23 protein-coding genes are annotated in these 22,631 nt (G+C 64.1%); 9 read left to right on the top strand and 14 right to left on the bottom strand.

Going from position 1 to position 22,631, the window contains the following annotated elements:
• Nucleotides 1–144 precede the first annotated feature (144 nt).
• The 9 genes from thrC to ffh all read right to left on the bottom strand — a co-directional run bounded on the left by thrC (nt 145) and on the right by ffh (nt 8,472).
• Nucleotides 145–1,554 (bottom strand): threonine synthase, encoded by a 1,410-nt coding sequence (gene thrC, locus HU752_RS06580; RefSeq protein WP_186680914.1) that lies wholly within the window; start codon nt 1,552–1,554, stop codon nt 145–147.
• A 31-nt stretch (nt 1,555–1,585) separates the two neighbouring features.
• Nucleotides 1,586–2,890, bottom strand: coding sequence for a homoserine dehydrogenase (locus HU752_RS06575; RefSeq protein WP_186680915.1), 1,305 nt, complete (start codon nt 2,888–2,890; stop codon nt 1,586–1,588).
• A gap of 140 nt (nt 2,891–3,030) precedes the next feature.
• Entirely contained in the window at nt 3,031–3,762 is a 732-nt protein-coding gene (locus tag HU752_RS06570; RefSeq protein WP_186680917.1) for a DsbC family protein, read from the bottom strand.
• Between the two features lie 129 nt (nt 3,763–3,891).
• Entirely contained in the window at nt 3,892–4,788 is an 897-nt protein-coding gene (gene xerD / locus HU752_RS06565; RefSeq protein WP_186680919.1) for a site-specific tyrosine recombinase XerD, read from the bottom strand.
• A gap of 111 nt (nt 4,789–4,899) precedes the next feature.
• The gene (gene rplS / locus HU752_RS06560) at nt 4,900–5,250 is read right to left on the bottom strand and encodes a 50S ribosomal protein L19 (RefSeq protein ID WP_017904968.1); all 351 of its coding nucleotides are present in this window, start codon (nt 5,248–5,250) and stop codon (nt 4,900–4,902) included.
• Between the two features lie 45 nt (nt 5,251–5,295).
• Complete coding sequence (gene trmD, locus HU752_RS06555; protein ID WP_186680921.1) at nt 5,296–6,048, bottom strand: tRNA (guanosine(37)-N1)-methyltransferase TrmD; 753 nt, start codon at nt 6,046–6,048, stop codon at nt 5,296–5,298.
• A 3-nt stretch (nt 6,049–6,051) separates the two neighbouring features.
• Entirely contained in the window at nt 6,052–6,588 is a 537-nt protein-coding gene (gene rimM, locus HU752_RS06550; RefSeq protein WP_186680923.1) for a ribosome maturation factor RimM, read from the bottom strand.
• A 5-nt stretch (nt 6,589–6,593) separates the two neighbouring features.
• Nucleotides 6,594–6,845 (bottom strand): 30S ribosomal protein S16, encoded by a 252-nt coding sequence (gene rpsP, locus HU752_RS06545; RefSeq protein ID WP_017904965.1) that lies wholly within the window; start codon nt 6,843–6,845, stop codon nt 6,594–6,596.
• 250 nt (nt 6,846–7,095) lie between these two features.
• Nucleotides 7,096–8,472, bottom strand: coding sequence for a signal recognition particle protein (gene ffh, locus HU752_RS06540; protein ID WP_186680925.1), 1,377 nt, complete (start codon nt 8,470–8,472; stop codon nt 7,096–7,098).
• Between the two features lie 188 nt (nt 8,473–8,660).
• Between ffh and HU752_RS06535 the strand changes: the two genes are divergently transcribed.
• The 3 genes from HU752_RS06535 (at nt 8,661) to HU752_RS06525 (ending at nt 12,406) form a co-directional block, all read left to right on the top strand.
• Complete coding sequence (locus HU752_RS06535) at nt 8,661–9,473, top strand: cytochrome C assembly family protein (protein ID WP_186680927.1); 813 nt, start codon at nt 8,661–8,663, stop codon at nt 9,471–9,473.
• 12 nt (nt 9,474–9,485) lie between these two features.
• Nucleotides 9,486–10,730, top strand: a complete 1,245-nt coding sequence (locus HU752_RS06530; protein WP_186680929.1) for an HlyC/CorC family transporter — start codon at nt 9,486–9,488, stop codon at nt 10,728–10,730.
• Nucleotides 10,731–11,089: 359 nt separating this feature from the next.
• Complete coding sequence (locus HU752_RS06525; RefSeq protein WP_186680930.1) at nt 11,090–12,406, top strand: MFS transporter; 1,317 nt, start codon at nt 11,090–11,092, stop codon at nt 12,404–12,406.
• A 189-nt stretch (nt 12,407–12,595) separates the two neighbouring features.
• Here the strand turns inward: HU752_RS06525 and purT are convergent, their stop codons facing one another.
• From purT to HU752_RS06500, 5 genes are all read right to left on the bottom strand, one after another.
• A complete protein-coding gene (purT, locus tag HU752_RS06520; protein WP_186680932.1) occupies nt 12,596–13,777 on the bottom strand; it encodes a formate-dependent phosphoribosylglycinamide formyltransferase in 1,182 nt (393 codons plus the stop codon).
• Between the two features lie 107 nt (nt 13,778–13,884).
• Nucleotides 13,885–14,364: a preQ0 transporter gene (locus tag HU752_RS06515; protein ID WP_186680934.1), complete on the bottom strand. Its 480-nt coding sequence runs from the start codon at nt 14,362–14,364 to the stop codon at nt 13,885–13,887.
• 75 nt (nt 14,365–14,439) lie between these two features.
• Nucleotides 14,440–14,655, bottom strand: coding sequence for a DUF1289 domain-containing protein (locus tag HU752_RS06510; protein ID WP_189656554.1), 216 nt, complete (start codon nt 14,653–14,655; stop codon nt 14,440–14,442).
• A complete protein-coding gene (locus HU752_RS06505; protein WP_186680936.1) occupies nt 14,652–15,176 on the bottom strand; it encodes a gamma carbonic anhydrase family protein in 525 nt (174 codons plus the stop codon). Before HU752_RS06505 ends, HU752_RS06510 begins: the two co-directional genes overlap by 4 nt.
• 52 nt (nt 15,177–15,228) lie before the next feature.
• Nucleotides 15,229–15,828, bottom strand: a complete 600-nt coding sequence (locus HU752_RS06500; RefSeq protein WP_186680937.1) for a CoA pyrophosphatase — start codon at nt 15,826–15,828, stop codon at nt 15,229–15,231.
• Between the two features lie 141 nt (nt 15,829–15,969).
• Between HU752_RS06500 and HU752_RS06495 the strand changes: the two genes are divergently transcribed.
• The 6 genes from HU752_RS06495 to ptsP all read left to right on the top strand — a co-directional run bounded on the left by HU752_RS06495 (nt 15,970) and on the right by ptsP (nt 22,624).
• Complete coding sequence (locus HU752_RS06495) at nt 15,970–16,527, top strand: NUDIX hydrolase (RefSeq protein WP_186680939.1); 558 nt, start codon at nt 15,970–15,972, stop codon at nt 16,525–16,527.
• A 34-nt stretch (nt 16,528–16,561) separates the two neighbouring features.
• Nucleotides 16,562–17,065, top strand: a complete 504-nt coding sequence (locus HU752_RS06490) for a L,D-transpeptidase family protein (RefSeq protein ID WP_186680941.1) — start codon at nt 16,562–16,564, stop codon at nt 17,063–17,065.
• A gap of 171 nt (nt 17,066–17,236) precedes the next feature.
• Nucleotides 17,237–17,968: a GntR family transcriptional regulator gene (locus tag HU752_RS06485; protein ID WP_186680943.1), complete on the top strand. Its 732-nt coding sequence runs from the start codon at nt 17,237–17,239 to the stop codon at nt 17,966–17,968.
• A 19-nt stretch (nt 17,969–17,987) separates the two neighbouring features.
• Nucleotides 17,988–19,094, top strand: coding sequence for an N-acetylglucosamine-6-phosphate deacetylase (gene nagA / locus HU752_RS06480; protein WP_186680945.1), 1,107 nt, complete (start codon nt 17,988–17,990; stop codon nt 19,092–19,094).
• Nucleotides 19,075–20,097, top strand: a complete 1,023-nt coding sequence (locus tag HU752_RS06475; RefSeq protein WP_186680947.1) for an SIS domain-containing protein — start codon at nt 19,075–19,077, stop codon at nt 20,095–20,097. Before nagA ends, HU752_RS06475 begins: the two co-directional genes overlap by 20 nt.
• A gap of 13 nt (nt 20,098–20,110) precedes the next feature.
• A complete protein-coding gene (gene ptsP / locus HU752_RS06470; protein ID WP_186680948.1) occupies nt 20,111–22,624 on the top strand; it encodes a phosphoenolpyruvate--protein phosphotransferase in 2,514 nt (837 codons plus the stop codon).
• Nucleotides 22,625–22,631: the final 7 nt, after the last annotated feature.

The raw sequence follows: 22,631 nt of genomic DNA, 5'->3' as shown, positions 1-22,631 counted from the left end.
ATGGATCGATCTCCCTGCAAGCGCCATGACGAACTACCCGCCCCCTTGATTCGATGGGAATGAAAAACAGGGGGGAAAGTTTGGCATGCAAAAACGATAAAGCCCGCCAAGGGGCGGGCTCTAAAGTGTGACCGTTCTAGTCGGTCAGAGCGGCTTGCCGCGGTTGCCGTGCTGGCTGACAAAGGCCTGCATGACTTTCAGGTCATTGGCCAGAACGGTGCAGCGCTCTTCCCTTTCAAACAAATCCGAAAGGTGTGCAGGTAGTTCAAGCGCTTTTCCTACACCGGCTTTCTCAACTGCCTCAGGGAACTTGACCGGATGCGCAGTACCCAGGATCACCATCGGGGTATCCAGGCTACGGCGGCACTCGCGAGCCGCCTTGACGCCGATGGCGGTATGCGGGTCGAGCACTTCGCCAGTCTGGGCAAAGACTTCGGCAATGGTCTCGCAGGTTTGCGCATCGTCCACCGCCAGCGAATCGAACAGCTTGCGCGCCTCGGTCCAGCGGTCCTGGTCGACGCTGAAACCACCACCCTGCTTGAAGGTGTCCATCAGGCCGGCGATGGCCGCGCCATTGCGACCGTGCAGATCGAACAGCAGGCGCTCGAAGTTCGACGAGACCATGATGTCCATGGACGGCGACAGCGTCGCATGCAGGGTTTCCTTGACGTACTGGTTGCCGCTCATGAAGCGGTGCAGGATGTCGTTGCGGTTGGTCGCGACGATCAGTTGATTGATCGGCAGGCCCATGTTGCGCGCCAGATACCCGGCGAAGATATCGCCGAAGTTGCCGGTTGGCACCGAGAACGACACCGAACGTGCCGGGCCACCCAACTGCAGCGCCGCGTGGAAGTAGTAGACGATCTGGGCCATGATCCGCGCCCAGTTGATCGAGTTCACCGCAACCAGGCGCGTGCCCTTGAGGAAGCTCTGGTCGGCGAAGCTGTTCTTGACCATCTCCTGGCAGTCGTCGAAGTTGCCTTCGACGGCGATGTTGTGGATGTTCTCGCCGAAGATGGTGGTCATCTGCCGGCGCTGCACCTCCGACACCCGGTTGTGCGGGTGCAGGATGAAGATGTCGACGTTCTCGCAGTGCTTGCAGCCTTCGATCGCCGCCGAGCCGGTGTCACCGGAGGTCGCGCCGATGATCACCACGCGCTCGCCGCGTTTGGCCAGCACGTAGTCGAGCAGGCGACCCAGCAGTTGCAGGGCGAAGTCCTTGAAGGCCAGGGTCGGGCCGTGGAACAGCTCGAGCACCCACTCGTTACCGTTCAGCTGGCGCAGGGGCGCCACGGCGTTATGGGCGAAGACAGCGTAGGTTTCCTCGAGGATCTTCTTGAAGTCCGCATCGGGAATGCTGCCAGTGACGAACGGGCGCATGACCCGGAACGCCAGCTCGTGGTACGGCAGGCCGGCCCAGGAAGCGATCTCCTCCTGGGTGAAGCGTGGCAGGTTCTCCGGCACGTACAGGCCGCCATCGCTGGCCAGGCCGGCCAGCAGCACGTCTTCGAAGTTCAGCGCGGGCGCCTGGCCGCGGGTACTGATGTAACGCATGAAAAATTCCTCTCCAGTCGACGACGTCGACTCAGTTCAAATGCTCGACGCGGATCCGCACGACAGGGCCGACCACACCCTGCAGGGCCTCCAGCGCCGCGATGGCATCGTTGATGCGTTGTTCGACCACGCGGTGGGTCAGCAGGATCATCGGCACCAGGCCATCCTGCTCCTCGACTTCCTTCTGCATGATCGACTCGATGTTGATCCCGCGCTCGGACAGGATGCTCGCCACCTGGGCCAGCACGCCCGGATGGTCCTTGGCCTGGATACGCAGGTAGTACGAGCTCTCGCAGGCTTCGATCGGCAGGATCGGGTGAGCCGACAGCGAGTCCGGCTGGAAGGCCAGGTGCGGCACGCGGTTCTCCGGATCGGAGGTCATGGCGCGAACCACGTCGACCAGGTCGGCGATCACCGAGGAAGCGGTCGGCTCCATGCCGGCACCGGCACCGTAGAACAGGGTCGAGCCGGCGGCATCGCCGTTGACCATGACCGCGTTCATCACGCCGTTGACGTTGGCGATCAGGCGATCGGCCGGGATCAGCGTCGGGTGCACCCGCAGCTCGATACCGGCCGCGGTGCTGCGCGCCACGCCCAGGTGCTTGATGCGATAGCCCAGGGCCTCGGCGTAGTTCACGTCCGCCGTGGTCAGCTTGGTGATGCCCTCGGTGTAGGCCTTGTCGAACTGCAGCGGAATACCGAAGGCGATGGACGCCAGGATGGTCAGCTTGTGCGCAGCGTCGATACCCTCGACGTCGAAGGTCGGATCGGCCTCGGCGTAACCCAGGGCCTGGGCCTCGACCAATACGTCCTCGAAGGTACGGCCCTTCTCGCGCATTTCGGTGAGGATGAAGTTGCCAGTGCCGTTGATGATGCCCGCGACCCAGTTGATCCGGTTGGCCGACAGGCCTTCGCGAATCGCCTTGATCACCGGGATGCCGCCTGCCACCGCGGCCTCGAAGGCCACGATCACGCCCTTTTCACGGGCCTTGGCGAAAATTTCGTTACCGTGCACGGCGATCAGCGCCTTGTTCGCGGTAACCACGTGCTTGCCGTTCTCGATCGCTTTGAGTACCAGCTCACGGGCAACGGTATAGCCGCCCATCAACTCTACGACGACGTCGATCTCAGGGTTCGTGGCCACTTCGAAGACATCGTTGGTAATCGCAATACCGGTCGTTTGGAACTGAGGCTTTGGCGTGCGAATGGCAATCTGTGCCACTTCGATCCCACGCCCGGCACGACGAGCAATTTCCTCGGCGTTACGCTGAAGTACGTTGAAGGTGCCGCCACCGACGGTACCTAACCCACAGATGCCTACTTTGACCGGTTTCACTCTTGACTCCCCATGAAACGGCCGACACGAGGTCGGCCGTGAAAAACAGCCGCTGATCCACCAGCGGCTTGCTGTTTAAGACCGACGGACCTGATGCCCGTGGCCGTGCTCGTCAGAAGGCTGACTGCGACGAGACTGAATTACTTGGCTGCCAGCGCCAGTTTGGCAACTTGTGCCGCCGGCTGGTAGCCCGGAATCACCTGGCCGTCAGCCAAAACGATGGCCGGCGTACCGTTGACCCCGATCGACTGGCCAAGGGCGAACTGCCGGGAAACCGGGTTGGCGCACTTGGCCGCCTTGATTTCCTCGCCTTCGACCATCTTGTCCATCGCCGCACGCTTGTCGGTCGAGCACCAGACCGCCTGCAACTGCTGGTCACCCGGCGAACCCAGGCCCTGGCGCGGGAACGCCACGTAGCGGACCTCGATGCCCATCTTGTTCAGGGCCGGCACTTCGGCGTGCAGCTTGTGGCAATAAGGACAGGTGGTGTCGGTGAACACGGTGATGTGCGACTTGGTTTCACCAATGGCCGGATAGACCACGGTTTCGGCCACCGGAATACCGTTGATCAGCTTCGAGATGCCCAGGCGCTCGGTCTTCTCGGTCAGGTTGACCGGCTTGCCATCCTTGAGCTGGAACAGGTAGCCCTGCATGACGAACTGGCCGTCGGCGCTGGCATACAACACGCGGCTGCCCTTGAGCTTGACCTCGTACAGGCCGCTCAACGGGCTGGCGGTGATGCTCTCCACCGGGGTTTCCAGCTGGAGGCTGTCGAGGCTCTTGCGGATCGCCTGCTCGGCCGCGTCGTCGGCCAGGGCGAAGGTGCTGGCCAACGCCAGGGCGGCGGCGGCGAAAATCTGGATCAAGCGCATGGGAACTCCTGATAGCGGGCACGAGGCCAGGCTGGTCTGTCCATTCTGAAACGGAGCGACTCCAAGCGCCCGCATCGCAAACCGATAGAGCCTAACACATAAGCCCGGCCGGGCCGAAGCCCGTATGGATCAACCGCGCGGGTGATGCCTGGCATGCATCTCCTGCAGCCGGGCACGGGCGACATGGGTGTAGATCTGGGTGGTCGACAGGTCACTGTGGCCGAGCAGCATCTGCACGACCCGCAGGTCCGCGCCATGGTTGAGCAGGTGGGTGGCGAAGGCGTGACGCAGGGTATGCGGCGACAGCGACTTGCCGATCCCGGCCACCTGGGCCTGGTGCTTGATCCGGTGCCAGAAGGTCTGGCGCGTCATCTGTTCACCGCGCTGACTGGGAAACAGCACGTCACTGGGGCGTCCGCCGAGCAGCTCGCCACGGGCATCGCGCAGATAGCGCTCGACCCAGACGATCGCCTCCTCGCCCATCGGCACCAGCCGCTCCTTGCTGCCCTTGCCCATCACCCGCAGCACGCCCTGGCGCAGGTTGACCTGTTCCAGAGTCAGGCTGACCAGCTCGGTCACCCGCAACCCACAGGCATAGAGCACTTCAAGCATGGCACGGTCGCGCTGGCCGATGGCCTCGCTCAGGTCCGGCGCCTTGAGCAGCGCCTCGACGTCGGCTTCCGACAAGGACTTGGGGAGTGGCCTGCCCAACTGCGGCATTTCAACCTGCAGGGTCGGGTCGACGGCGATTAGTTTTTCCCGCAGGAGATAGCGATAGAAGCCACGTGCCCCCGAGAGGAAACGCGCAGTGGAGCGCGGCTTGTAGGCTTGTTCCAGGCGCCAGGACAAGTGATCGAGGATCAGTTCGCGCCCGGCGCTGGCCAGTTCCAGGCCCTTGTCCTGCAGCCAGCCATTGAACAGCGTCAAATCGCTTCGATAGGCATCACGGGTATTGTCCGAGAGGCCTTTTTCCAACCACAGGGCGTCGAGGAACTGGTCGATGAGGGGATGATCGATGGCAGGCATAGGGACTCGAGCAACGTGACACGGCGAACCGGGCCAGAGTGCCCAAGGATAAAAGTCCAGGCAACAAAAAAGCAGCCCGTAGGCTGCTTTTTTCTGCATCGGAAGCTGGACTCAGGCCAGTTTTTCCTTGATGCGAGCTGCTTTACCCGACAGGTCGCGCAGGTAGTACAGCTTGGCTTTACGTACGTCGCCGCGACGCTTGACAGCCATGCTGTCGATTTGCGGGCTGTAGGTCTGGAAAGTACGCTCTACGCCAACACCGTTGGAGATTTTACGTACGGTGAACGCGCTGTTCACACCGCGGTTACGCTTGGCAATTACCACGCCTTCAAAGGCCTGCAGACGCGAACGATCGCCTTCCTTCACTTTCACCTGAACGACAATGGTGTCGCCCGGGGCAAAGGCTGGGATCTCTTTGGTCATCTGCTCGGCTTCGAGTTGCAGAATGATTTTGTTGGTCATGCTGTGCTCCTAAGGTAAATCGTCGGATCTACCATCGATACGTTGTTAACTATCGTCCCGCTCGCGGATGTATTCCTCGAGCAGCTTCTTCTCTTCTCCAGAAAGCGAGCGTCTTTCCAGAAGATCGGCGCGTCGTTCCGAGGTCCTGCCAAGGGACTGCTTCAGACGCCAACGCCGGATATGTGCGTGGTTGCCACTGAGCAACACGTCGGGAACACGCTGATCCGCATACACCTCCGGACGGGTGTAGTGCGGGCAATCCAGCAAACCATCCGTGAAGGAATCTTCCTCCGCGGAGTCCGCATGCCCTAAAGCTCCGGGCAGCAGTCGTGTAACCGCATCTATCAGGACCATTGCCGGCAGTTCACCACCGGACAGGACATAGTCCCCAATCGACCACTCTTCATCGACATGCGCCTCTATGAAACGCTCGTCGATGCCTTCATAACGACCAGCAATGAGGATCAAGGCATCCTCTTTCGCCAGGTCGCGAACCGCCAACTGATTCAGTTGCCGACCCTGGGGCGACAGGTAGATCACCTTCGCCGCCTCCCCCGCTGCTGCCTTGGCCTCGACCAGGGCGTCCTCGAGGGGCTTGATCTTCATCACCATGCCCGGACCACCGCCAAATGGGCGATCATCCACAGTGTGATGTCGATCCGTGGTGTAGTCCCGCGGGTTCCAACAGGTCAGTTGCAACAACCCCTGTTTCACCGCACGGCTACTGACGCCGTAGTCGCTGATGGCGGAAAACATCTCGGGAAACAGCGTAATCACTTCTACGCGCAGGCTCGCCATTGCTTAGAAGTCCGCGTCCCAATCCACCTTCATCTCGCCAGCCACCAGGTCGACTGCCAACACGCATTGCTCGGTATACGGCAACAGGCGTTCGCGATCATCCAGGCTGCCCGGACAAGGCTTGACCACCATGACATCATTCGAGCCGGTTTCGAGCAGGTGATCGATTTTCCCGAGCAGTTGCCCGAGGATGTCGATGACCTTGAGACCTTCCAGCTGGTACCAGTAGTACTCGCCGTCGGTCAACTCAGGGAACAGGCTGCTTGGCACGCAGATCTCATAACCGGCCAGAAGACGTGCTTCTTCACGATCATCGAGACCCTTGAGCTTCGCGACCAGGAACTTATCGTTCCCGCGTCCACTGACCAGCTCAACCTGCTTGACACTACCTTCGCGCTTGAGCGTCCAGGTCTTGTAGTTCAACAGGTTCTTGATCGGATCAGTAAAGGAATAAACCTTCACTTCGCCGCGAACGCCATGAACAGAATAGATCTTGCCGATAACGATCAGATCATCGGTAGAAGCAGGCGTCGCGTTCATATCGCTCAGGCCGCAGCCTTGGCGTTTTCCTTCAGCAACTGAGCAACACGCTCAGAAGGTTGTGCACCAACGCTCAACCAGTAGTTGACGCGCTCTTGGTTCACGGACAGACGAACTTCCTGACCACGAGCAATCGGGTTGAAGAAACCCACTTGTTCTTTGTGCGAACCGTCACGAGCGTTGCGGCTGTCGGTTACGGTCAGGTGGTAAAACGGGCGCTTTTTGGAGCCGCCAAGGGCAAGACGGATTGTTAGCATGTGAACATCGTTCCTGTAGTCGGTGCTGCAAATCTAAATGCACAGCGGGCATGGGTGCCCGAAAGGCCGCATATTCTAAGGAATATCCGGACTTTTGCCAATGCCTTTTTCCGGCGTCCAGCGCCGTGCAATAGATATCTGCCATGAAGCCGTTGTGATCAACGGCGGGTCAGCCCCCGCCAGTGCGGGTTTGCTGGAGTTCCCCGCATCCCTGCGAGGCAACGCCGACACGACGGCCGGCGCAGATTCCTTACATTTTCGGCATGCCGCCACCCGGCATCATGCCACCAAGACCGCGCATCATCTTGGCCATGCCGCCCTTGGCGGTGAATTTCTTCATCATCTTCTGCATCTGCTTGTGCTGCTTGATCAAGCGACCGATGTCCTGCACCTGGGTACCGGAACCCAGGGCGATCCGGCGCTTGCGCGAGCCGCTGATCAGCTCGGGATCGCGGCGCTCGGCCGGGGTCATGGAGTTGATGATGGCTTCCATCTGCTTGAATTGCTTCTCCGCCGCATTCTGGGCGTTGCCCATCTGCGACAGGTTCACGCCGCCGATGTTCGGCAGCTTGTCCATCAGGCCGCCGAGGCCGCCCATGTTCTTCATCTGTTGCAACTGATCGCGGAAGTCCTCGAGGTCGAAGCCCTTGCCCTTCTTCAGTTTCTTGGCCAGCTTGTCGGCCTTTTCCTTGTCGAGGGTCTGCTCGGCCTGCTCGATCAGGCTGAGCACGTCGCCCATGCCGAGGATTCGCGAGGCGATCCGATCCGGATGGAAGGGGTCGAGCGCTTCACTCTTCTCGCCCATACCGATGAACTTGATCGGCTTGCCGGTAATGGCACGTACCGACAGCGCGGCGCCACCACGGGCATCACCATCGACCTTGGTCAGCACCACGCCGGTCAGCGGCAGCGCATCGCCGAAGGCCTTGGCGGTGTTGGCCGCGTCCTGGCCGGTCATGGCGTCGACCACGAACAGCGTCTCCACCGGCTTGATCGCCGCGTGCAGTTGCTGGATCTCGACCATCATCTCGGCGTCGACATGCAGACGGCCGGCGGTATCGACGATCACCACGTCGATGAACTTCAGCCGCGCTTCCTTGATGGCCGCTTCGGCGATGGCTACCGGCTTCTGGCTGATATCGGACGGAAAGAAGGTCACGCCGATATCGTTGGCCAGGGTTTCCAACTGCTTGATCGCGGCCGGACGGTAGACGTCCGCCGACACCACCATCACGCTCTTCTTCTTGCGCTCTTTAAGGAAGCGCGCCAGCTTGCCGGCGGTGGTGGTCTTGCCCGCGCCCTGCAAACCGGCCATCAGGATGACCGCAGGCGGTACGGCGGCGAGGTTCAGGTCCTCGTTGGCCGCGCCCATCAGGCTTTCGAGTTCGGCCTGGACGATTTTCACGAACGCCTGGCCCGGTGTCAGGCTGCGCGAGACTTCGGTGCCGACCGCGCGCTCCTTGACCGAGTTGACGAAGTCCTTCACCACCGGCAGGGCGACGTCGGCCTCGAGCAACGCCATGCGCACTTCACGCAGGGTGTCTTTGATGTTGTCCTCGGTCAGCTTGGCCTTGCCGGTGACATGGCGCAGCGTCTGCGAGAGACGGTCGGTCAGGTTTTCAAACATGCGCGATCCTTTGAAGCCACTGAGGTAATGGGCCGCCGGCGAACGCAAAGACGCGCCTGGCAAGCCTGCAGCGTGGGCAGATCGCGAATTATAGCGAGACTGCGTGCGCGGCACTAGCGCCACGGTCTTTCGTGGACTGGCGGTTGTATGCCAAACTCAGCGCCTTTCGGGCTTGCCTCACAGGACTTATGTTTCCTTTGTCACCCAGTTTTCTGACCAGCATTGCCGCAGCCTGCCTGTATGCCGCCGCGGCCCTCTATCAAGGTGCGCGCCTGCGCCAGCGTGCCAAGGCCGACAAACGCCTGCTGGTCGGGCTCGGCACCTTCGCCCTGCTGGCCCACGCCATCGCCCTGTGCACCCACCTGGCGACCCCGGTCGGCCTGGGCCTGGACTTCTTCAACGCGGCCAGCCTGATCGCCGTCGCGGTGATCGCCCTGACCCTGGTCGCCTGCCTGCGCATTCCCGTGGAGAACCTGCTGCTGCTGTTGTTCCCACTGGGCCTGCTGACGGTCCTGCTGGCGCAGTTCGCGCCGTCGGGCACGGTGCAGATCATCGACGAGGAGCCCGGTATCCTCGCGCATATCCTGCTGTCGATCCTCGCCTACGGCATGTTCACCATCGCGGTATTCCAGTCGCTGTTGCTCCTGCTGCAGGACCACCAGCTCAAGAACAAGCATCCCTCGGGCCTGATCCGCAACTTTCCGCCCCTGCAGACCATGGAAAGCCTGCTGTTCGGTTTCCTCTGGGCCGGCTGGACGCTGCTGTCGCTGTCGCTGATCTCCGGCTGGCTGTTCGTCGAGAACCTGTTCGCCCAGCACCTGGTGCACAAGACCCTGCTGGCCTGCCTGGCCTGGGTGGTGTTCAGCGTGCTGCTGTGGGGGCGCAACCGCCTTGGCTGGCGCGGGCACAAGGCGATCCGCTGGACCCTGGCCGGTTTCTGCCTGCTGATGCTGGCCTACTTCGGCAGCAAGCTGGTCCGCGAATACATCCTGCACATCTGACGGGCCGAGAACATGGACAACCTGCCCGCCGGGCCGATGCTCGCCGTATTGGCCCTGCTGATCCTCTGGTCGGCGCTGTTCACCGCCATCGAGGTCGCCCAGCAACTGCTCATGGCCCAGCGTCCGGCCACCCGTTCCGGGGACAAGCCAGCGGCCCGCCTGAGCTTTCCGCGCGAAAGCCTGATCTTCTGCAACACCCTGTGCCGCATCGTCGTCGTGATCATCGCCACCCTGCTCTCGCTGCTGCTCTGGGGTAGCCATGGTCCCTGGCTGGCCTGCCTGGGCAGCGCCGTCGCCCTGCTGGTGCTGGCCGACTACCTGCCACGCCTGCTCGCCGCGCGTTATCCCGAAGCCATGCTCTCGGTCGGCAACACGCTGCTGGCCATCCCCCTGAAGATCATCTACCCCGCCGCCTGGCTGATGAACGGCAGCGCACGCCTCTTGCTGCGCCCGTTCATCAGCCAGGCCAGCGCAGTCAAGCAGAGTGACGAGGACATGCCACCGGTCGACCTCGACGAGCCCGGCAAGGAACACTCGGGCCGGCCACCGCTGCTGTCCGGAATCCATGCGCTGGACAACATCACGGTCAACGACATCCTGGTGCCACGCAGCGAGGTCGACGGGATCAACCTCGATGACCCGATCGAGGCCATCATCGAGCAACTGCGCCATAACAAGCGTACACGCCTGCCGGTTTTCCACAGTGACATCAACCAGGTCGAGGCGGTGCTCAACACCCGCCAGGTCCGCCACCTGCTGCCCGATGCCAGCCTGACCCTGCCGGCCCTGCTGAGCGCCTGCCACGAACCCTACTTCGTCCCGGAAAGCACCCCGCTGCAATTGCAACTGCTGAACTTCCACAAGCAGCAGCGGCGACTGGGCATGGTCGTGGACGAGTACGGCGAAGTGCTGGGCATCGTCACCCTGGAAGACATTCTCGAAGAGATCGTCGGCGAGTTCGAAAGCGAGCACAGCCTCGACAACCCGCACATCCACCCGCAAGCCGACGGCCGCCTGGTGATCGAAGGCGCCGCCTCGATCCGCGAACTGAACAAGAGCCTGGGCTGGCACCTGCCCTGCGATGGACCCAAGACCCTCAACGGCCTGGTGACCGAAGCCCTGGAAACCATTCCGGAAAGTGCGGTCTGCCTGAAGATCGGACGATACCGCCTGGAAATCCTCGAGACCGAGGACAACCGGGTCAGCCGGGTGCTGGCCTGGCATACCAGCGCCACCCCCACGCCTCCTCCGCTGTAGGAGCAGGGCCTGCCTGCGAAAGGGCCTTCGAGACCGCTCAAGGCTTCGCGGCGGTGCGGTGTTCAAACAAGCCCTGCGCCTACGGGGTTACAGGTGGTTCATCAACTTTGTGCCTGACGAACCATTGCGGACCAGGAGCCTGAGCAGTGCTCTTGTTCGATGCATAGGCTGCTTCCTATAATCGAATCGGCTTACCCAGCCGCCACCGGACCGCCTGCCTACCGGCATCTCGCCCTCCGGCCCTACACGTTGCAACCTCCCCGCACCGGACAGGACCCTCGACCGGCCCGGGAAAACCCTTATCCCTGGGTGTTCACTACTAATAATTCGCATGAGCAAGACTTTCAGGGAATCGCGTGATGACTTCCAGCACCACCTTCGATGACGCCAGATCGACCACACCGCTGAACTCCACTGCCCGGGTCGCGACTGCCAGCTTCATCGGCACCGCCATCGAGTTCTACGACTTCTATGTCTACGCCACCGCCGCCGCACTGGTGATCGGACCGGTGTTCTTCCCCCAGACCGACGGCACCGCACAGATGCTCTCGGCCTTCCTGACGTTCGGCATCGCCTTCCTGGCTCGCCCACTGGGCTCGATCCTGTTCGGCCATTTCGGTGACCGGATCGGCCGCAAGTCGACCCTGGTCGCCTCGCTGCTGCTGATGGGCGTGTGCACCACGCTGATCGGCGTGCTGCCCGGTTACTCGAGCATAGGTGCCTGGGCGCCGTTGCTGCTCTGCCTGCTGCGCTTCGGCCAGGGCCTCGGACTGGGCGGGGAATGGGGTGGCGCCGCGCTGCTGGCGACCGAGAACGCCCCCGAGGGCAAGCGCGCCTGGTTCGGCATGTTCCCGCAACTGGGCCCGTCGATCGGTTTCCTCGCGGCCAACGGCCTGTTCCTGATCCTCGCCATGAGCCTCAGCGACGAGCAGTTCCGTTCGTGGGGCTGGCGCATTCCGTTCCTGCTCAGCGCCGTGCTGGTGATCGTCGGCCTCTACGTGCGCCTCAAGCTCGAGGAAACACCGATCTTCGCCAACGCAGTGGCGCGCCAGGAGCGGGTGAAGATGCCGCTGATCGAGCTGTTCAGCCGCTATTGGGTACCGGTGCTGCTGGGCTCGGTGGCCATGGTGGTGTGCTATGCACTGTTCTATATCTCGGCGGTGTTCTCCCTGAGCTACGGCGTCGCCAACCTGGGCTACAGCCGCGAGACCTTCCTCGGCCTGCTGTGCTTCGCGGTGCTGTTCATGGCGGCGGCCACGCCCTTGGCAGCCTGGGCCAGCGATCGCTTCGGGCGCAAGCCGGTACTGATCGTCGGCGCACTGCTGGCGCTGCTGTCCGGGTTCACCATGGAACCCCTGCTGGGCCATGGCTCGACCTGGGGCGTCGCGCTGTTCCTGAGCCTGGAGCTGTTCCTGATGGGAGTGACGTTCGCCCCGATGGGCGCACTGCTGCCGGAGCTGTTTCCGACCCACGTGCGTTACACCGGCGCTTCGGCGGCCTACAACCTGGGTGGCATCGTCGGGGCCTCGGCGGCGCCGTTCTTCGCCCAGAAGCTGGTGGCGATGGGCGGGTTGAGCTGGGTGGGCGGGTATGTGTCGGCAGCGGCGGTGTTGAGCCTGATTGCCGTTCTGTGCCTGAAGGAAACGCGCTACAGCGATTTGGACAAGGTTGGCTGATCACGCTGGGGAATGGCCGCCTGCGGCGGGTCGCGGGCAAGCCCGCTCCACAGCAATCATTCGCGGCGACCCGGCACCGGGCAAGCCCACTGCCATACGGATCGCCAGCAAGCCGGCTCCCACAAGGCACTCCGAATCGGACTCGGTGATTGTGGGAGCGGGCTCGCCCGCGAATAGGGCAAACGCGGTTTACAGCTCTACAACGACTGCCTGAGCCGCACGGGTCGCCTTGGCCCGCGCGGCCTCGATCGACTCGTCACGCGCCAGGGCCACGCCCATGCGGCGCTGGCCGTTGACTTCCGGCTTGCCGAACAGGCGCAGGGCGGTGTCCGGCTCGCTCAGGGCCGCGCCGAGATTGGCGAACGCGGTCTGGGTCGACTGCCCCTCCACCAGGATCACAGCCGAGGCCGATGGGCCGAACTGACGGATCAGCGGGATCGGCAGGCCCAGGATGGCCCGCGCATGCAGGGCAAACTGCGACAGGTCCTGGGAAATCATGGTGACCATGCCGGTGTCATGCGGACGCGGCGAGACTTCGCTGAACCACACCTGGTCGCCCTTGATGAACAGCTCGACGCCGAACATGCCGCGACCGCCCAGGGCCTCGGTGACTGCCTTGGCAACCCGCTCCGACTCGGCCAGCGCCACCGGGCTCATGGCCTGCGGCTGCCAGGACTCCTGGTAGTCGCCCTTCTCCTGCCGATGACCGACCGGTGCACAGAAAGTGGTGCCACCGACGTGGCGTACGGTCAGCAGGGTGATTTCGTAGTCGAAGTCGATGAAGCCCTCGACGATCACGCGCCCCTTGCCGGCACGCCCGCCTTCCTGGGCATAGTCCCAGGCCTTCTGCACGTCATCGACGCTGCGCAGCAGGCTCTGGCCCTTGCCCGAGGAACTCATGACCGGCTTGACCACGCAGGGGAAGCCGAGGTCCTGGACCGCCTTGCTGTAGTCTTCGAAGGTGTCGGCGAAGTGGTACGGCGAGGTCGGCAGCTTCAGCTCCTCGGCGGCCAGGCGACGAATGCCTTCGCGGTTCATGGTCAGTTGCGCGGCACGGGCGGTCGGCACCACGGTGAAACCTTCGCTCTCCAGCTCCACCAGGGTGGCGGTGGCGATGGCTTCGATTTCCGGCACGATGAAGTGCGGCTTCTCCGCCTCGATCACCGCGCGCAGGGCCGCGCCATCGAGCATGTTGATCACGTGGCTGCGGTGGGCGACCTGCATGGCCGGCGCATTCGCGTAGCGGTCGACCGCAATCACTTCGGCGCCCAGGCGCTGCAGCTCGATCACGACTTCCTTGCCCAGCTCACCACAGCCACAAAGCAATACGCGAGTCGCGGTCGGCGACAGTGGAGTTCCGATACGGGTCATTTCAGGTCCTCGAGGAAACGGATCATCGAAGGTGCCCGGTCACCGGGCACCTGCTGGGAAGAAAGGCGGGCATTTTACATGAACTGCGGCGGTTCGCCTGTATGGCGCTACCCCTTCAGACCGTCCTGATGAACGGCATTGCGCTGGCGCCAGGCCATGGCCAGCCAGACCACGGTGACCCCGGCGAATTTCGAACCCAGCGCGGTGAAGATCACCCCGGGAGTCAGGGCGTCGATCAGGCCGAAGAAGATGAAGGTGTCCAGCGGGATACTCAGGGCCGAACTGATCCACAGGCGATCATGCAGGGGGCGCCGGGTGATGGTGAAGACCAGCCAGTCAATGCACTCGGACACCGCGAACGCCGTGGCGCTGGCCAGGGCGATGGCCGGATCGGAGGTGACATAGGACAGCAGCAGCGCGACCAGCATGGCGACGATCGAACCATGACCGAAGCGGGTTTGCACCATGTCCCGCAGCACGAACACCAACCCGCCCCAGGCCGACCAGATGATGTCCAGGTGCGGCGCACTGGAAAACGCAAAGTTGATCAGCACGACGCTGGCGATGTAGGCGATGAGAAAGAGCATGGATGAACGGGTTACCTGTCGATATAGCCGCACAGGGTACTGTAGGAGCCGGCTGGCTGGCGATAGCGGTGTTGGTCAGGACACCGCCGGACCGGCCACTGTCCACACCAATCCGGCAGCCCTGGCCCGCTCGTGACAACGGCCAAGCACCTCACGGCGCTCGGCGTTGTCCATCCGCCCCCAGCGGGTGATTTCACCGGCCGTACGCTGGCAGCCGGTGCAGATGTCCTGCTCGTCCAGCGCGCAGATGCTCACGCAGGGCGAGGCCACCGGGCGTTCCGCGATACTCATGCCTCGTCTTCCTGCAGGTCGCGGGCATACCGTTGCGCGTTATGCACATAGTGGGCGGCACTGGCTTCGAGCATCTTCTTCTGCGGCTCGGTCAGCTCACGCACCACCTTGCCCGGCGAGCCCATCACCAGCGAACCATCGGGAATCTCCTTGCCCTCGCCGATCAGCGAGTTGGCGCCGATGATGCAGTTCCTGCCGATCTTCGCGCCGTTGAGGATCACCGCGTTGATACCGATCAGGCTGTAGTCGCCGACGGTGCAACCGTGCAGCATGGCGTTGTGGCCGATGGTCACGCCAGTGCCGATGGTCAACGGGTAGCCCATGTCGGTGTGCATCACCGTGCCGTCCTGGACGTTGCTGTTGCGGCCGATCAGGATCAGTTCGTTGTCACCGCGCAGCACGGCGTTGAACCAGACGCTGGCGCCCTCCTCCAGTTTGACCTTGCCCACCAGTACGGCATTCGGGGCCACCCAGCTCTGCGGATGGGTTTCGACGCGAAAGTCGCCCAGACGGTATTTCATGCGGTAATCCTCACGGCTCGGGGTACGGCGCCATACTGACGATGGCTTGGGTTCAGAGATTGATGAAGCGCTGCGGTGGCTGGTACAGGTCGATCCGGGTGTCATACAACAGGTTGACCAGTTCGACGATCATGATCGCGGTCAGCCCCCAGATCTTGTAGTCGTCATAACGGTAGCTCGGCACGTAGCAGCTGCGGCCCTGGTAGTCGATGCGATGGGTGTGCTCGCGCGGGTCCTCGCGAAAGAACGCCAGGGGCACGTTGAACACCGCGGCGATCTCGGCATCGTTGGCCCGGTACTCGACGAAGTCCGGCACCACGCCGACGTAGGGCGTGACCTTGAGCCCATGCAGAGAGACCAACGGGCTCAACGGCCCCACCACCTCCACCAGGCCCGGGGCCAGGCCGATTTCCTCCTCGGCCTCGCGCAGGGCGGTGAACACCAGGTCCGGATCCTCCGGGTCGCGCCGGCCACCGGGAAAGGCCACCTCGCCACCGTGGGTCGAAAGGCCGCTGGCACGCAAGGTCAATACCAGTTCCGGCTCTTCGTTGCGCGTGATCGGCACCAATACCGCCGCCTCCGGAAAACGTCGGTCCGTTTCCAGCGGCCGGGGGGTATGCTCTCTTACACGTCGAAGTAGCTCATCCTGCATGGCTGATCTCGATGTCTGACTTACCCTGCATCATGCACCAAACCGCCGGACCGCCCAACCCCTCGACGGTTTCATCAACGCACAACTTGCCGACAGGCGACGGCACACGCAAAAATAGGCGGATCCTCCAGAGAATAGCCCATGAAGTTCTGCAGCCAGTGCGGCAAACCGGTCAGTCAACGTATCCCCGAGGGTGACTCGCGACTGCGTTTTGTCTGCGACCATTGCCAGACCATCCACTACCAGAACCCCAATATCGTCGCCGGCTGCCTGCCGGTCTGGGGCAGCCAGGTACTGCTGTGCCGCCGCGCCATCGAACCACGGCTTGGATACTGGACCCTGCCGGCAGGCTTCATGGAGAACGGCGAGACCGTGGAACAGGCCGCGCGTCGGGAAACCCTCGAGGAAGCCTGTGCCCGGGTCGACAACCTGAGCATCTACACGCTGATCGACGTGCCGCACATCAACCAGGTCCATGTGTTCTACCGTGCGCGGCTGACCGACCTGGATTTCGCCGCCGGCCCCGAAAGCCTGGAGGTGCGCCTGTTCGAGGAACACGAAATCCCCTGGTCAGAGCTGGCTTTCAGGACCGTCGGGCGTACCTTAGAATGCTTCTTCGCCGACCGCCCTACCCAGGAATTTCCGGTACGCAGCGAAGCCGTGCCGCCGATGATGCCGAAGGCGACCGACCCACAATAAGCCGCTCTGCCACCTTTCCAGGGATATCGTTTCAATGCGTTGGTTGTTCGCCGTTTTCTGCCTGTCGTTTGCCACGTTGTCCCAGGCCACCGCCGCCGACCCGCTACAGGGCCTGGTCATCGAGAAAGTCCTGGTTCTCAAGTCCGCCCACCAGTTGCAACTGATCAACGACGGCAAGCCGCTCAAGACCTATCGGATTTCCCTGGGCCGCAATCCCAAGGGCCCCAAGCTGATCGAGGGCGACCGGCGCACGCCGGAAGGCTTCTACTGGATCGATTGGCGCAAGACCAGCGACAAGTTCAACCTGTCGATGCACATCTCCTACCCGAACATCAGCGACGCCGCCCGCGCCCGCCGCGAAGGGGTCAACCCCGGCAGCATGATCATGATCCACGGCACCCCGGACTCCGAGGACTACCCGGAGCAATGGCTGCACACCCTGGACTGGACCGACGGCTGCATCGGCATGCGCAACGTCGACATGCGTGAAGTATGGAACCTGGTCAAGGACGGCACCCTGGTGGAAATCCGCCCCTGAGCCTTGCTACCACCCTGATACCAACCAAACCCCAGAAGCCCGGCATGCACTGCATACCGGGCTTTTTGTTACGTTCGGAAAGACCACTGGCATTGACATGGTATTTAAGTGGTATTACTTTCAATACCACTACCGAGCACAAGAACGCCAATAACCGCATCGGAAACCTGCATGGACAAGATCCTCGCCCTGCGCCCTGACGAGTCGCAACCCACCCCGCTGTACCTGCAACTGGCGCGCAACCTCGAAGCCGCCATTCACGCCGGCCAGTGGAAAGCCGAACAGGCGCTGCCCTCGGAACGCAATCTCAGCGAGTGGCTCGGTATCTCCCGAGTGACCTCGCGCAAGGCCCTGGAGGTCCTCCTCGAACAGGGCCTGATCCGTCGCAACCAGGGCTCCGGGACTTTCATCACGCCACGCCTGGAACAACCGCTGTCGCGTCTCTCCAGCTTCAGCGAGATGCTCCGCTCCAAGGGCTTCGTGCCCGGCTCCCAATGGCTGGAGCGCCACATCACCCTGCCCAGCCATGAAGAACTGATCCGCCTGGCCCTCTCGCCCAGCGCCCAGGTCGCGCGCCTCAAGCGCCTGCGCAAGGCCGACAACACGGTGATGGCGATCGAGATGAGCACCTTGCCCGCCTCGCTGCTGCCTGAACCCGAGAAGGTCGGCGATTCGCTCTACGAATACCTCGACGGCATCGGCCGCCCAGTGGTCCGCGCGCTGCAACACATCCGCGCGATCAACGCCTCGCCGGAGTTCGCTGCACTGGTCGGCATCGAACCCGGCACCGCGATGCTGTTGATGACCCGCGTCGGCTACCTCGAGGACAACACCCCCATCGAACTGACCGACACCTATTGCCGCGACGACTACTACGACTTCGTCGCCGAGTTGCGGCGCTAGCCAGCCCAGGGAGGCCGCCATGCCCGAAGACAATATCCTGACACCCCAAGGCTGGATCCGCGGTCACCTGAGCCACCAGCAGGGCCGGGTGCTGCGTATCGACGGCGAGCCCTGCGATCCGGCCGACAACGACCTGCCGTACCTGCTGCCGGGCTTCATCGACCTGCATGTCCACGGCGGCGGCGGCAAGGACATCATGCAGGGCGGCGACGCCTTCAAAACCATCGCCCGCACGCATCTGCGCTTCGGCACCACCGCCCTGCTGGCGACGACCATGACCGCGCCGTCCGAAGAGATCGGCGCGATCCTGGCCCAACTCGGCCCCTACTGCGAACAGCGCCAGCCGGGCACGGCCAGAATCCTTGGGGTGCACCTCGAGGGCCCGTTCATCAACCCCGGCAAACTGGGTGCCCAGCCGAATTTCGCCCACACCGCCATTGCCGCCGAAATCGACGAGTACCTGCGCCTCGCGCCGATCCGGGTGATCACCATCGCCCCGGAAATCGCCGGCCACGAAGCGCTGATCCGCAGCCTCAGCGCGCGCGGCATCCGCATGCAGATCGGCCACACCCTGGGCAGCTACGAGGAAGGCGTCGCCGCCCTCGCCGCCGGGGCCAGCAGTTTCACCCACCTGTACAACGCCATGAGCCCGCTGCACCACCGCGAACCGGGAATTGTCGGTGCCGCGTTGGCCCACGCGCGCTACGCCGAACTGATTCCCGACCTGCTGCACGTGCACCCGGGGGCGATGCGCGTGGCCCTGCGCTCGATCCCCTGCCTGTATTGCGTGACCGATTCGACCGCCGCCGCCGGCATGCCTGATGGCGAGTACAGCCTCGGCAGCCACATCGTGACCAAGTGCCTGGGCGGCGTGCGGCTGGCCGATGGCACCCTGGCCGGCAGCACCCTGACCATGGACCAGGCCCTGCGCAACCTGGTGAAAATCGGCCTGCCCATCGCCGAAGCCTCGCAACGACTTTCGCAGTTTCCCGCCGACTATCTCGGCCTCGCCGACCGAGGACGCCTGCAACCCGGCAGTTGGGCCGACTGCGTGCGCCTGGATCGCTCATTGAAACTGACCAAGGTAATGGTCGAAGGAGAAGCCGTTGACTTCCAGAATGCTTGAAGAGGCGCTGTCCTCACACGAGGCGGTCAGCCGCCAGTTGCTGGAACTCGATGAGCGCCTGGTCGCCATCGGCGCGCGCCTGCGCCAGCAGCCGCCGCATGTGGCGATGACCGTCGCCCGTGGCAGCTCCGACCATGCCGCCAGCTACCTGGCCTACCTGACCATGCAGCACACCGGCGTGCCGGTGGCGTCACTGCCGATGTCGGTGGTGACCCTGCGGCACTCGCCCTTGCAGGTCAACGGCCAGGCGGTGTTCGCCCTGTCGCAGTCCGGGCAGAGTCCCGACCTGGTCGACAGCCTGCACCTGCTGCGCGAACGCGGGGCTCTGAGCGTGGCCATGGTCAACGCGCCGGACTCACCGCTGCAAGCCGCCTGCGAATACACCATCCCGCTGCTGGCCGGCACCGAACAGAGCGTCGCCGCCACCAAGAGCTTCATCGCCACCCTCAGTGCCAGCGCCCGCCTGCTCGGCTACTGGCAGTACGACCCGGCGCTGCTGGAAGCTGGCCGAGCCCTGCCCGAAGGCCTGCAACAGGCGGCAGCCCTGGACTGGAGCCCGGCCCTGGAGGGGTTGCGTGGCAGCGAGCGGCTGATGGTGATCGGCCGCGGCGCCGGTTTCGCCATCGCCCAGGAGGCGGCCCTGAAGTTCAAGGAAACCTCGGCGATCCAGGCGGAAGCCTTCAGCAGCGCGGAGGTGCGCCATGGACCGATGGCGCTGATCGACGCCGGCTATCCACTGCTGGTCTTCGCCCCGCGCGGAGCGGAACAGGCCGGGCTGCTCAGGCTCGCCGCCGACATGCGCCAGCGCGGCGCACGGGTGCTGCTCGCCGCCCCCACCGACATCGCCGAGCGCGACCTGGACCTGGCCTGCGCCCGCCACCCGGCACTCGACCCGATCCTGGCCATCCAGAGTTTCTACGTGATGGCGGCGCAACTGGCCGTGGCCCGCGGCATGGACCCCGACCAGCCGCGCCACCTGAGCAAAGTCACCCGTACCCACTGACGAGTACCGCGCCATGCATAACAACAATAATGAGCTCACCCTCGGTGCGCCGCTGAGCGGCCCCGTCATGCCACTGTTCAACATCGACGATGCGGTCTTCGCCAGCGGAGCCCTCGGCGACGGCATCGCCATCGACCCACTCAACGACAGCCTGCATGCACCCTGCGGCGGAGTCATCGTGCAGGTCGCGCGGACCCTGCACGCCCTGACCCTGCGCGCCGACAACGGCGCCGAACTGCTGCTGCACCTGGGCCTGGATACCGTTGCCCTGGAGGGTGAAGGCTTTACCCTGCTGGTCGGGGAAGGCGCCCGGGTCGAAGCCGGGCAGGCCCTGCTGCGGTTCGACCTGGACCAGGTGGCCCGCCACAGCAGGAGCCTGGTCAGCCCGCTGGTGCTGACCAATGGCGAACACTACGAACTGCGGGCGCGAGCACTCGAGTCGGTCAAGGTCGGCGACCCCGTGCTGCAGATCGTCCCACGCCAAACGCCACGCGCGGCAGCCACGCCGGAAAGCAGCGACGACGAAGTCCGGCGGCATGCCCGGGTCGCCCATCGCGGCGGCCTGCATGCGCGCCCCGCCGCCCTGCTGCGCCAGACCGCACAACGCTTCGACTGTAGCGCCCGCCTGCACCTGGGGGATCGCTCGGCCTCCCTCGACAGCCTGATCGGTATCATGGGACTGGGTGTCGAGGAACAGGCCCAGGTCGAAATCAGCTGTCGGGGCAAGGACCGCGAAGCAGCCATACAGGCCCTGTTGCAGGTGCTGCAAACGCCCCTGGCCGAAGACCACCCTCACGCCGCGCCACCCCCGCCCATCGCCAGCCGGCCCGTCGAGGCCGGCGTTCTGCACGGCGTGTGCGCCGCACCCGGCCTGGTCAGCGGTCCGCTGGCGCGATTGCAGGGCATCCAGTTGCCACCCGATCCCGGCGGGCATGACGCGCAGGAACAACGACAAGCGCTCAACAGTGCACTGGAACAGGTGCGCAGCGAGATCCGCGCGACCGAGCAGCAGGCCCTGAGCCGTGGCGATCATGCCGAACAGGCGATCTTCAACGCCCATCTCGCACTGCTCGAAGACCCGGCACTGCTCGATACCACCCACCAGGCCATCACCCACGGCAGTGCGGCCACCCATGCCTGGAGCCAGGCGATCGACAGCCAGTGCCAGGTCCTGCTTGAGCTGGGCAACCCGCTGCTCGCCGAACGCACCAATGACTTGCGCGACCTGCGCCAGCGCGTACTGCGCGCCCTGCTCGGTGAAGCCTGCCACTACGAACTACCACAGGGTGCGATCGTCGTCGCCCAGGAGCTGACGCCTTCCGACCTGCTGCTGATCAGCCAGAAGGACGTCGCCGGGCTGTGCATGGCCGAAGGGGGGGCCACCTCGCATGTCGCCATTCTCGCCCGGGCCCGGGGCCTGCCCTGCCTGGTCGCCCTCGGTCCGGCACTGTTGGAGATCGCTCCCGGACAACAGCTGGTGCTCGACGCCGACCATGGCCGTCTCGAACTGACGCCCGACCAGGCCCGTCTCGAAGGCGTCGCCATCGCCCGCTGGCAACATCAACTGCGCCGCCAGCGCCAGCAGGAGCGCGGCCTGTCACCGGCCCAGACCCGCGACGGCCGGACGATCGAGGTGGCGGCCAATGTCGCCTCGGCCGCCGAGGCACGGCAGGCTCACCTGAGTGGCGCCGACGGCGTCGGCCTGCTGCGCACCGAATTTCTCTTCGTCGACCGCCGGACCGCGCCCGACGAACGGGAACAGCTCGACGCCTACCAGGCGGTCGTCGATGCCATGGGCGACAAGCCGGTGATCATCCGCACCATCGACGTCGGCGGCGACAAGCAGCTCGACTACCTGCCCCTGCCCGCGGAGGCCAATCCGGTGCTCGGCCTGCGCGGCATCCGCCTCGCCCAGGCACGTCCGCAACTGCTGGAACAGCAACTGCGGGCGCTGTTGCAGGTCAACCCCGCGCAACGCTGCCGGATCCTGCTGCCCATGGTCAGTGAGGTCGACGAACTGCTGCAGATTCGCCGCTGCCTGGAGCGGCTGGCCGGTGAACTGGGGATCAGCCAACTCCCGGAACTGGGCGTCATGATCGAGGTGCCGTCCGCTGCACTGCTGGCCGGTCAACTGGCCGAGCACGCGGACTTCCTCTCCATCGGCACCAACGACCTGTCGCAATACACCCTGGCCATGGACCGCGACCATGCCGGCCTGGCCGGGCGGGTCGACGCCCTGCACCCGGCGATCCTGCAACTGATCGCCAGCACCTGCGCCGGGGCCGCTCGACACCAGCGCTGGGTCGGTGTCTGCGGCGCCCTCGCCTCGGACCCTCTGGCCACGCCGGTGCTGATCGGCCTGGGCATCAGCGAGCTGTCGGTGAGCCCGCCGCAGATCGGCGAGATCAAGGAGCGGGTGCGCCACCTCGACGCCGCCGAATGCCGCCGTATCAGCGCGTCGCTGCTCCAGCTCGGCAGTGCCGCGAGCGTGCGCGAGGCCTGCCGCCAACACTGGCCACTGGACTGAATAACAA

Source organism: Pseudomonas vanderleydeniana (assembly GCF_014268755.2).
Classification (GTDB): Bacteria; Pseudomonadota; Gammaproteobacteria; order Pseudomonadales; family Pseudomonadaceae; genus Aquipseudomonas; species Aquipseudomonas vanderleydeniana.
This window is presented reverse-complemented; position numbering and strand designations above follow the sequence as displayed.

What these genes read in the sequence shown, in the direction of transcription:
- thrC (WP_186680914.1), bottom strand. Translation starts at nt 1,554, where the DNA reads ATGCGTTACATCAGTACCCGCGGCCAGGCGCCCGCGCTGAACTTCGAA.
- HU752_RS06570 (WP_186680917.1), bottom strand. Translation starts at nt 3,762, where the DNA reads ATGCGCTTGATCCAGATTTTCGCCGCCGCCGCCCTGGCGTTGGCCAGC.
- xerD (WP_186680919.1), bottom strand. Translation starts at nt 4,788, where the DNA reads ATGCCTGCCATCGATCATCCCCTCATCGACCAGTTCCTCGACGCCCTG.
- rplS (WP_017904968.1), bottom strand. Translation starts at nt 5,250, where the DNA reads ATGACCAACAAAATCATTCTGCAACTCGAAGCCGAGCAGATGACCAAA.
- trmD (WP_186680921.1), bottom strand. Translation starts at nt 6,048, where the DNA reads ATGGCGAGCCTGCGCGTAGAAGTGATTACGCTGTTTCCCGAGATGTTT.
- rimM (WP_186680923.1), bottom strand. Translation starts at nt 6,588, where the DNA reads ATGAACGCGACGCCTGCTTCTACCGATGATCTGATCGTTATCGGCAAG.
- rpsP (WP_017904965.1), bottom strand. Translation starts at nt 6,845, where the DNA reads ATGCTAACAATCCGTCTTGCCCTTGGCGGCTCCAAAAAGCGCCCGTTT.
- ffh (WP_186680925.1), bottom strand. Translation starts at nt 8,472, where the DNA reads ATGTTTGAAAACCTGACCGACCGTCTCTCGCAGACGCTGCGCCATGTC.
- HU752_RS06535 (WP_186680927.1), top strand. Translation starts at nt 8,661, where the DNA reads ATGTTTCCTTTGTCACCCAGTTTTCTGACCAGCATTGCCGCAGCCTGC.
- HU752_RS06530 (WP_186680929.1), top strand. Translation starts at nt 9,486, where the DNA reads ATGGACAACCTGCCCGCCGGGCCGATGCTCGCCGTATTGGCCCTGCTG.
- HU752_RS06525 (WP_186680930.1), top strand. Translation starts at nt 11,090, where the DNA reads ATGACTTCCAGCACCACCTTCGATGACGCCAGATCGACCACACCGCTG.
- purT (WP_186680932.1), bottom strand. Translation starts at nt 13,777, where the DNA reads ATGACCCGTATCGGAACTCCACTGTCGCCGACCGCGACTCGCGTATTG.
- HU752_RS06515 (WP_186680934.1), bottom strand. Translation starts at nt 14,364, where the DNA reads ATGCTCTTTCTCATCGCCTACATCGCCAGCGTCGTGCTGATCAACTTT.
- HU752_RS06510 (WP_189656554.1), bottom strand. Translation starts at nt 14,655, where the DNA reads ATGAGTATCGCGGAACGCCCGGTGGCCTCGCCCTGCGTGAGCATCTGC.
- HU752_RS06505 (WP_186680936.1), bottom strand. Translation starts at nt 15,176, where the DNA reads ATGAAATACCGTCTGGGCGACTTTCGCGTCGAAACCCATCCGCAGAGC.
- HU752_RS06500 (WP_186680937.1), bottom strand. Translation starts at nt 15,828, where the DNA reads ATGCAGGATGAGCTACTTCGACGTGTAAGAGAGCATACCCCCCGGCCG.
- HU752_RS06495 (WP_186680939.1), top strand. Translation starts at nt 15,970, where the DNA reads ATGAAGTTCTGCAGCCAGTGCGGCAAACCGGTCAGTCAACGTATCCCC.
- HU752_RS06490 (WP_186680941.1), top strand. Translation starts at nt 16,562, where the DNA reads ATGCGTTGGTTGTTCGCCGTTTTCTGCCTGTCGTTTGCCACGTTGTCC.
- HU752_RS06485 (WP_186680943.1), top strand. Translation starts at nt 17,237, where the DNA reads ATGGACAAGATCCTCGCCCTGCGCCCTGACGAGTCGCAACCCACCCCG.
- nagA (WP_186680945.1), top strand. Translation starts at nt 17,988, where the DNA reads ATGCCCGAAGACAATATCCTGACACCCCAAGGCTGGATCCGCGGTCAC.
- ptsP (WP_186680948.1), top strand. Translation starts at nt 20,111, where the DNA reads ATGCATAACAACAATAATGAGCTCACCCTCGGTGCGCCGCTGAGCGGC.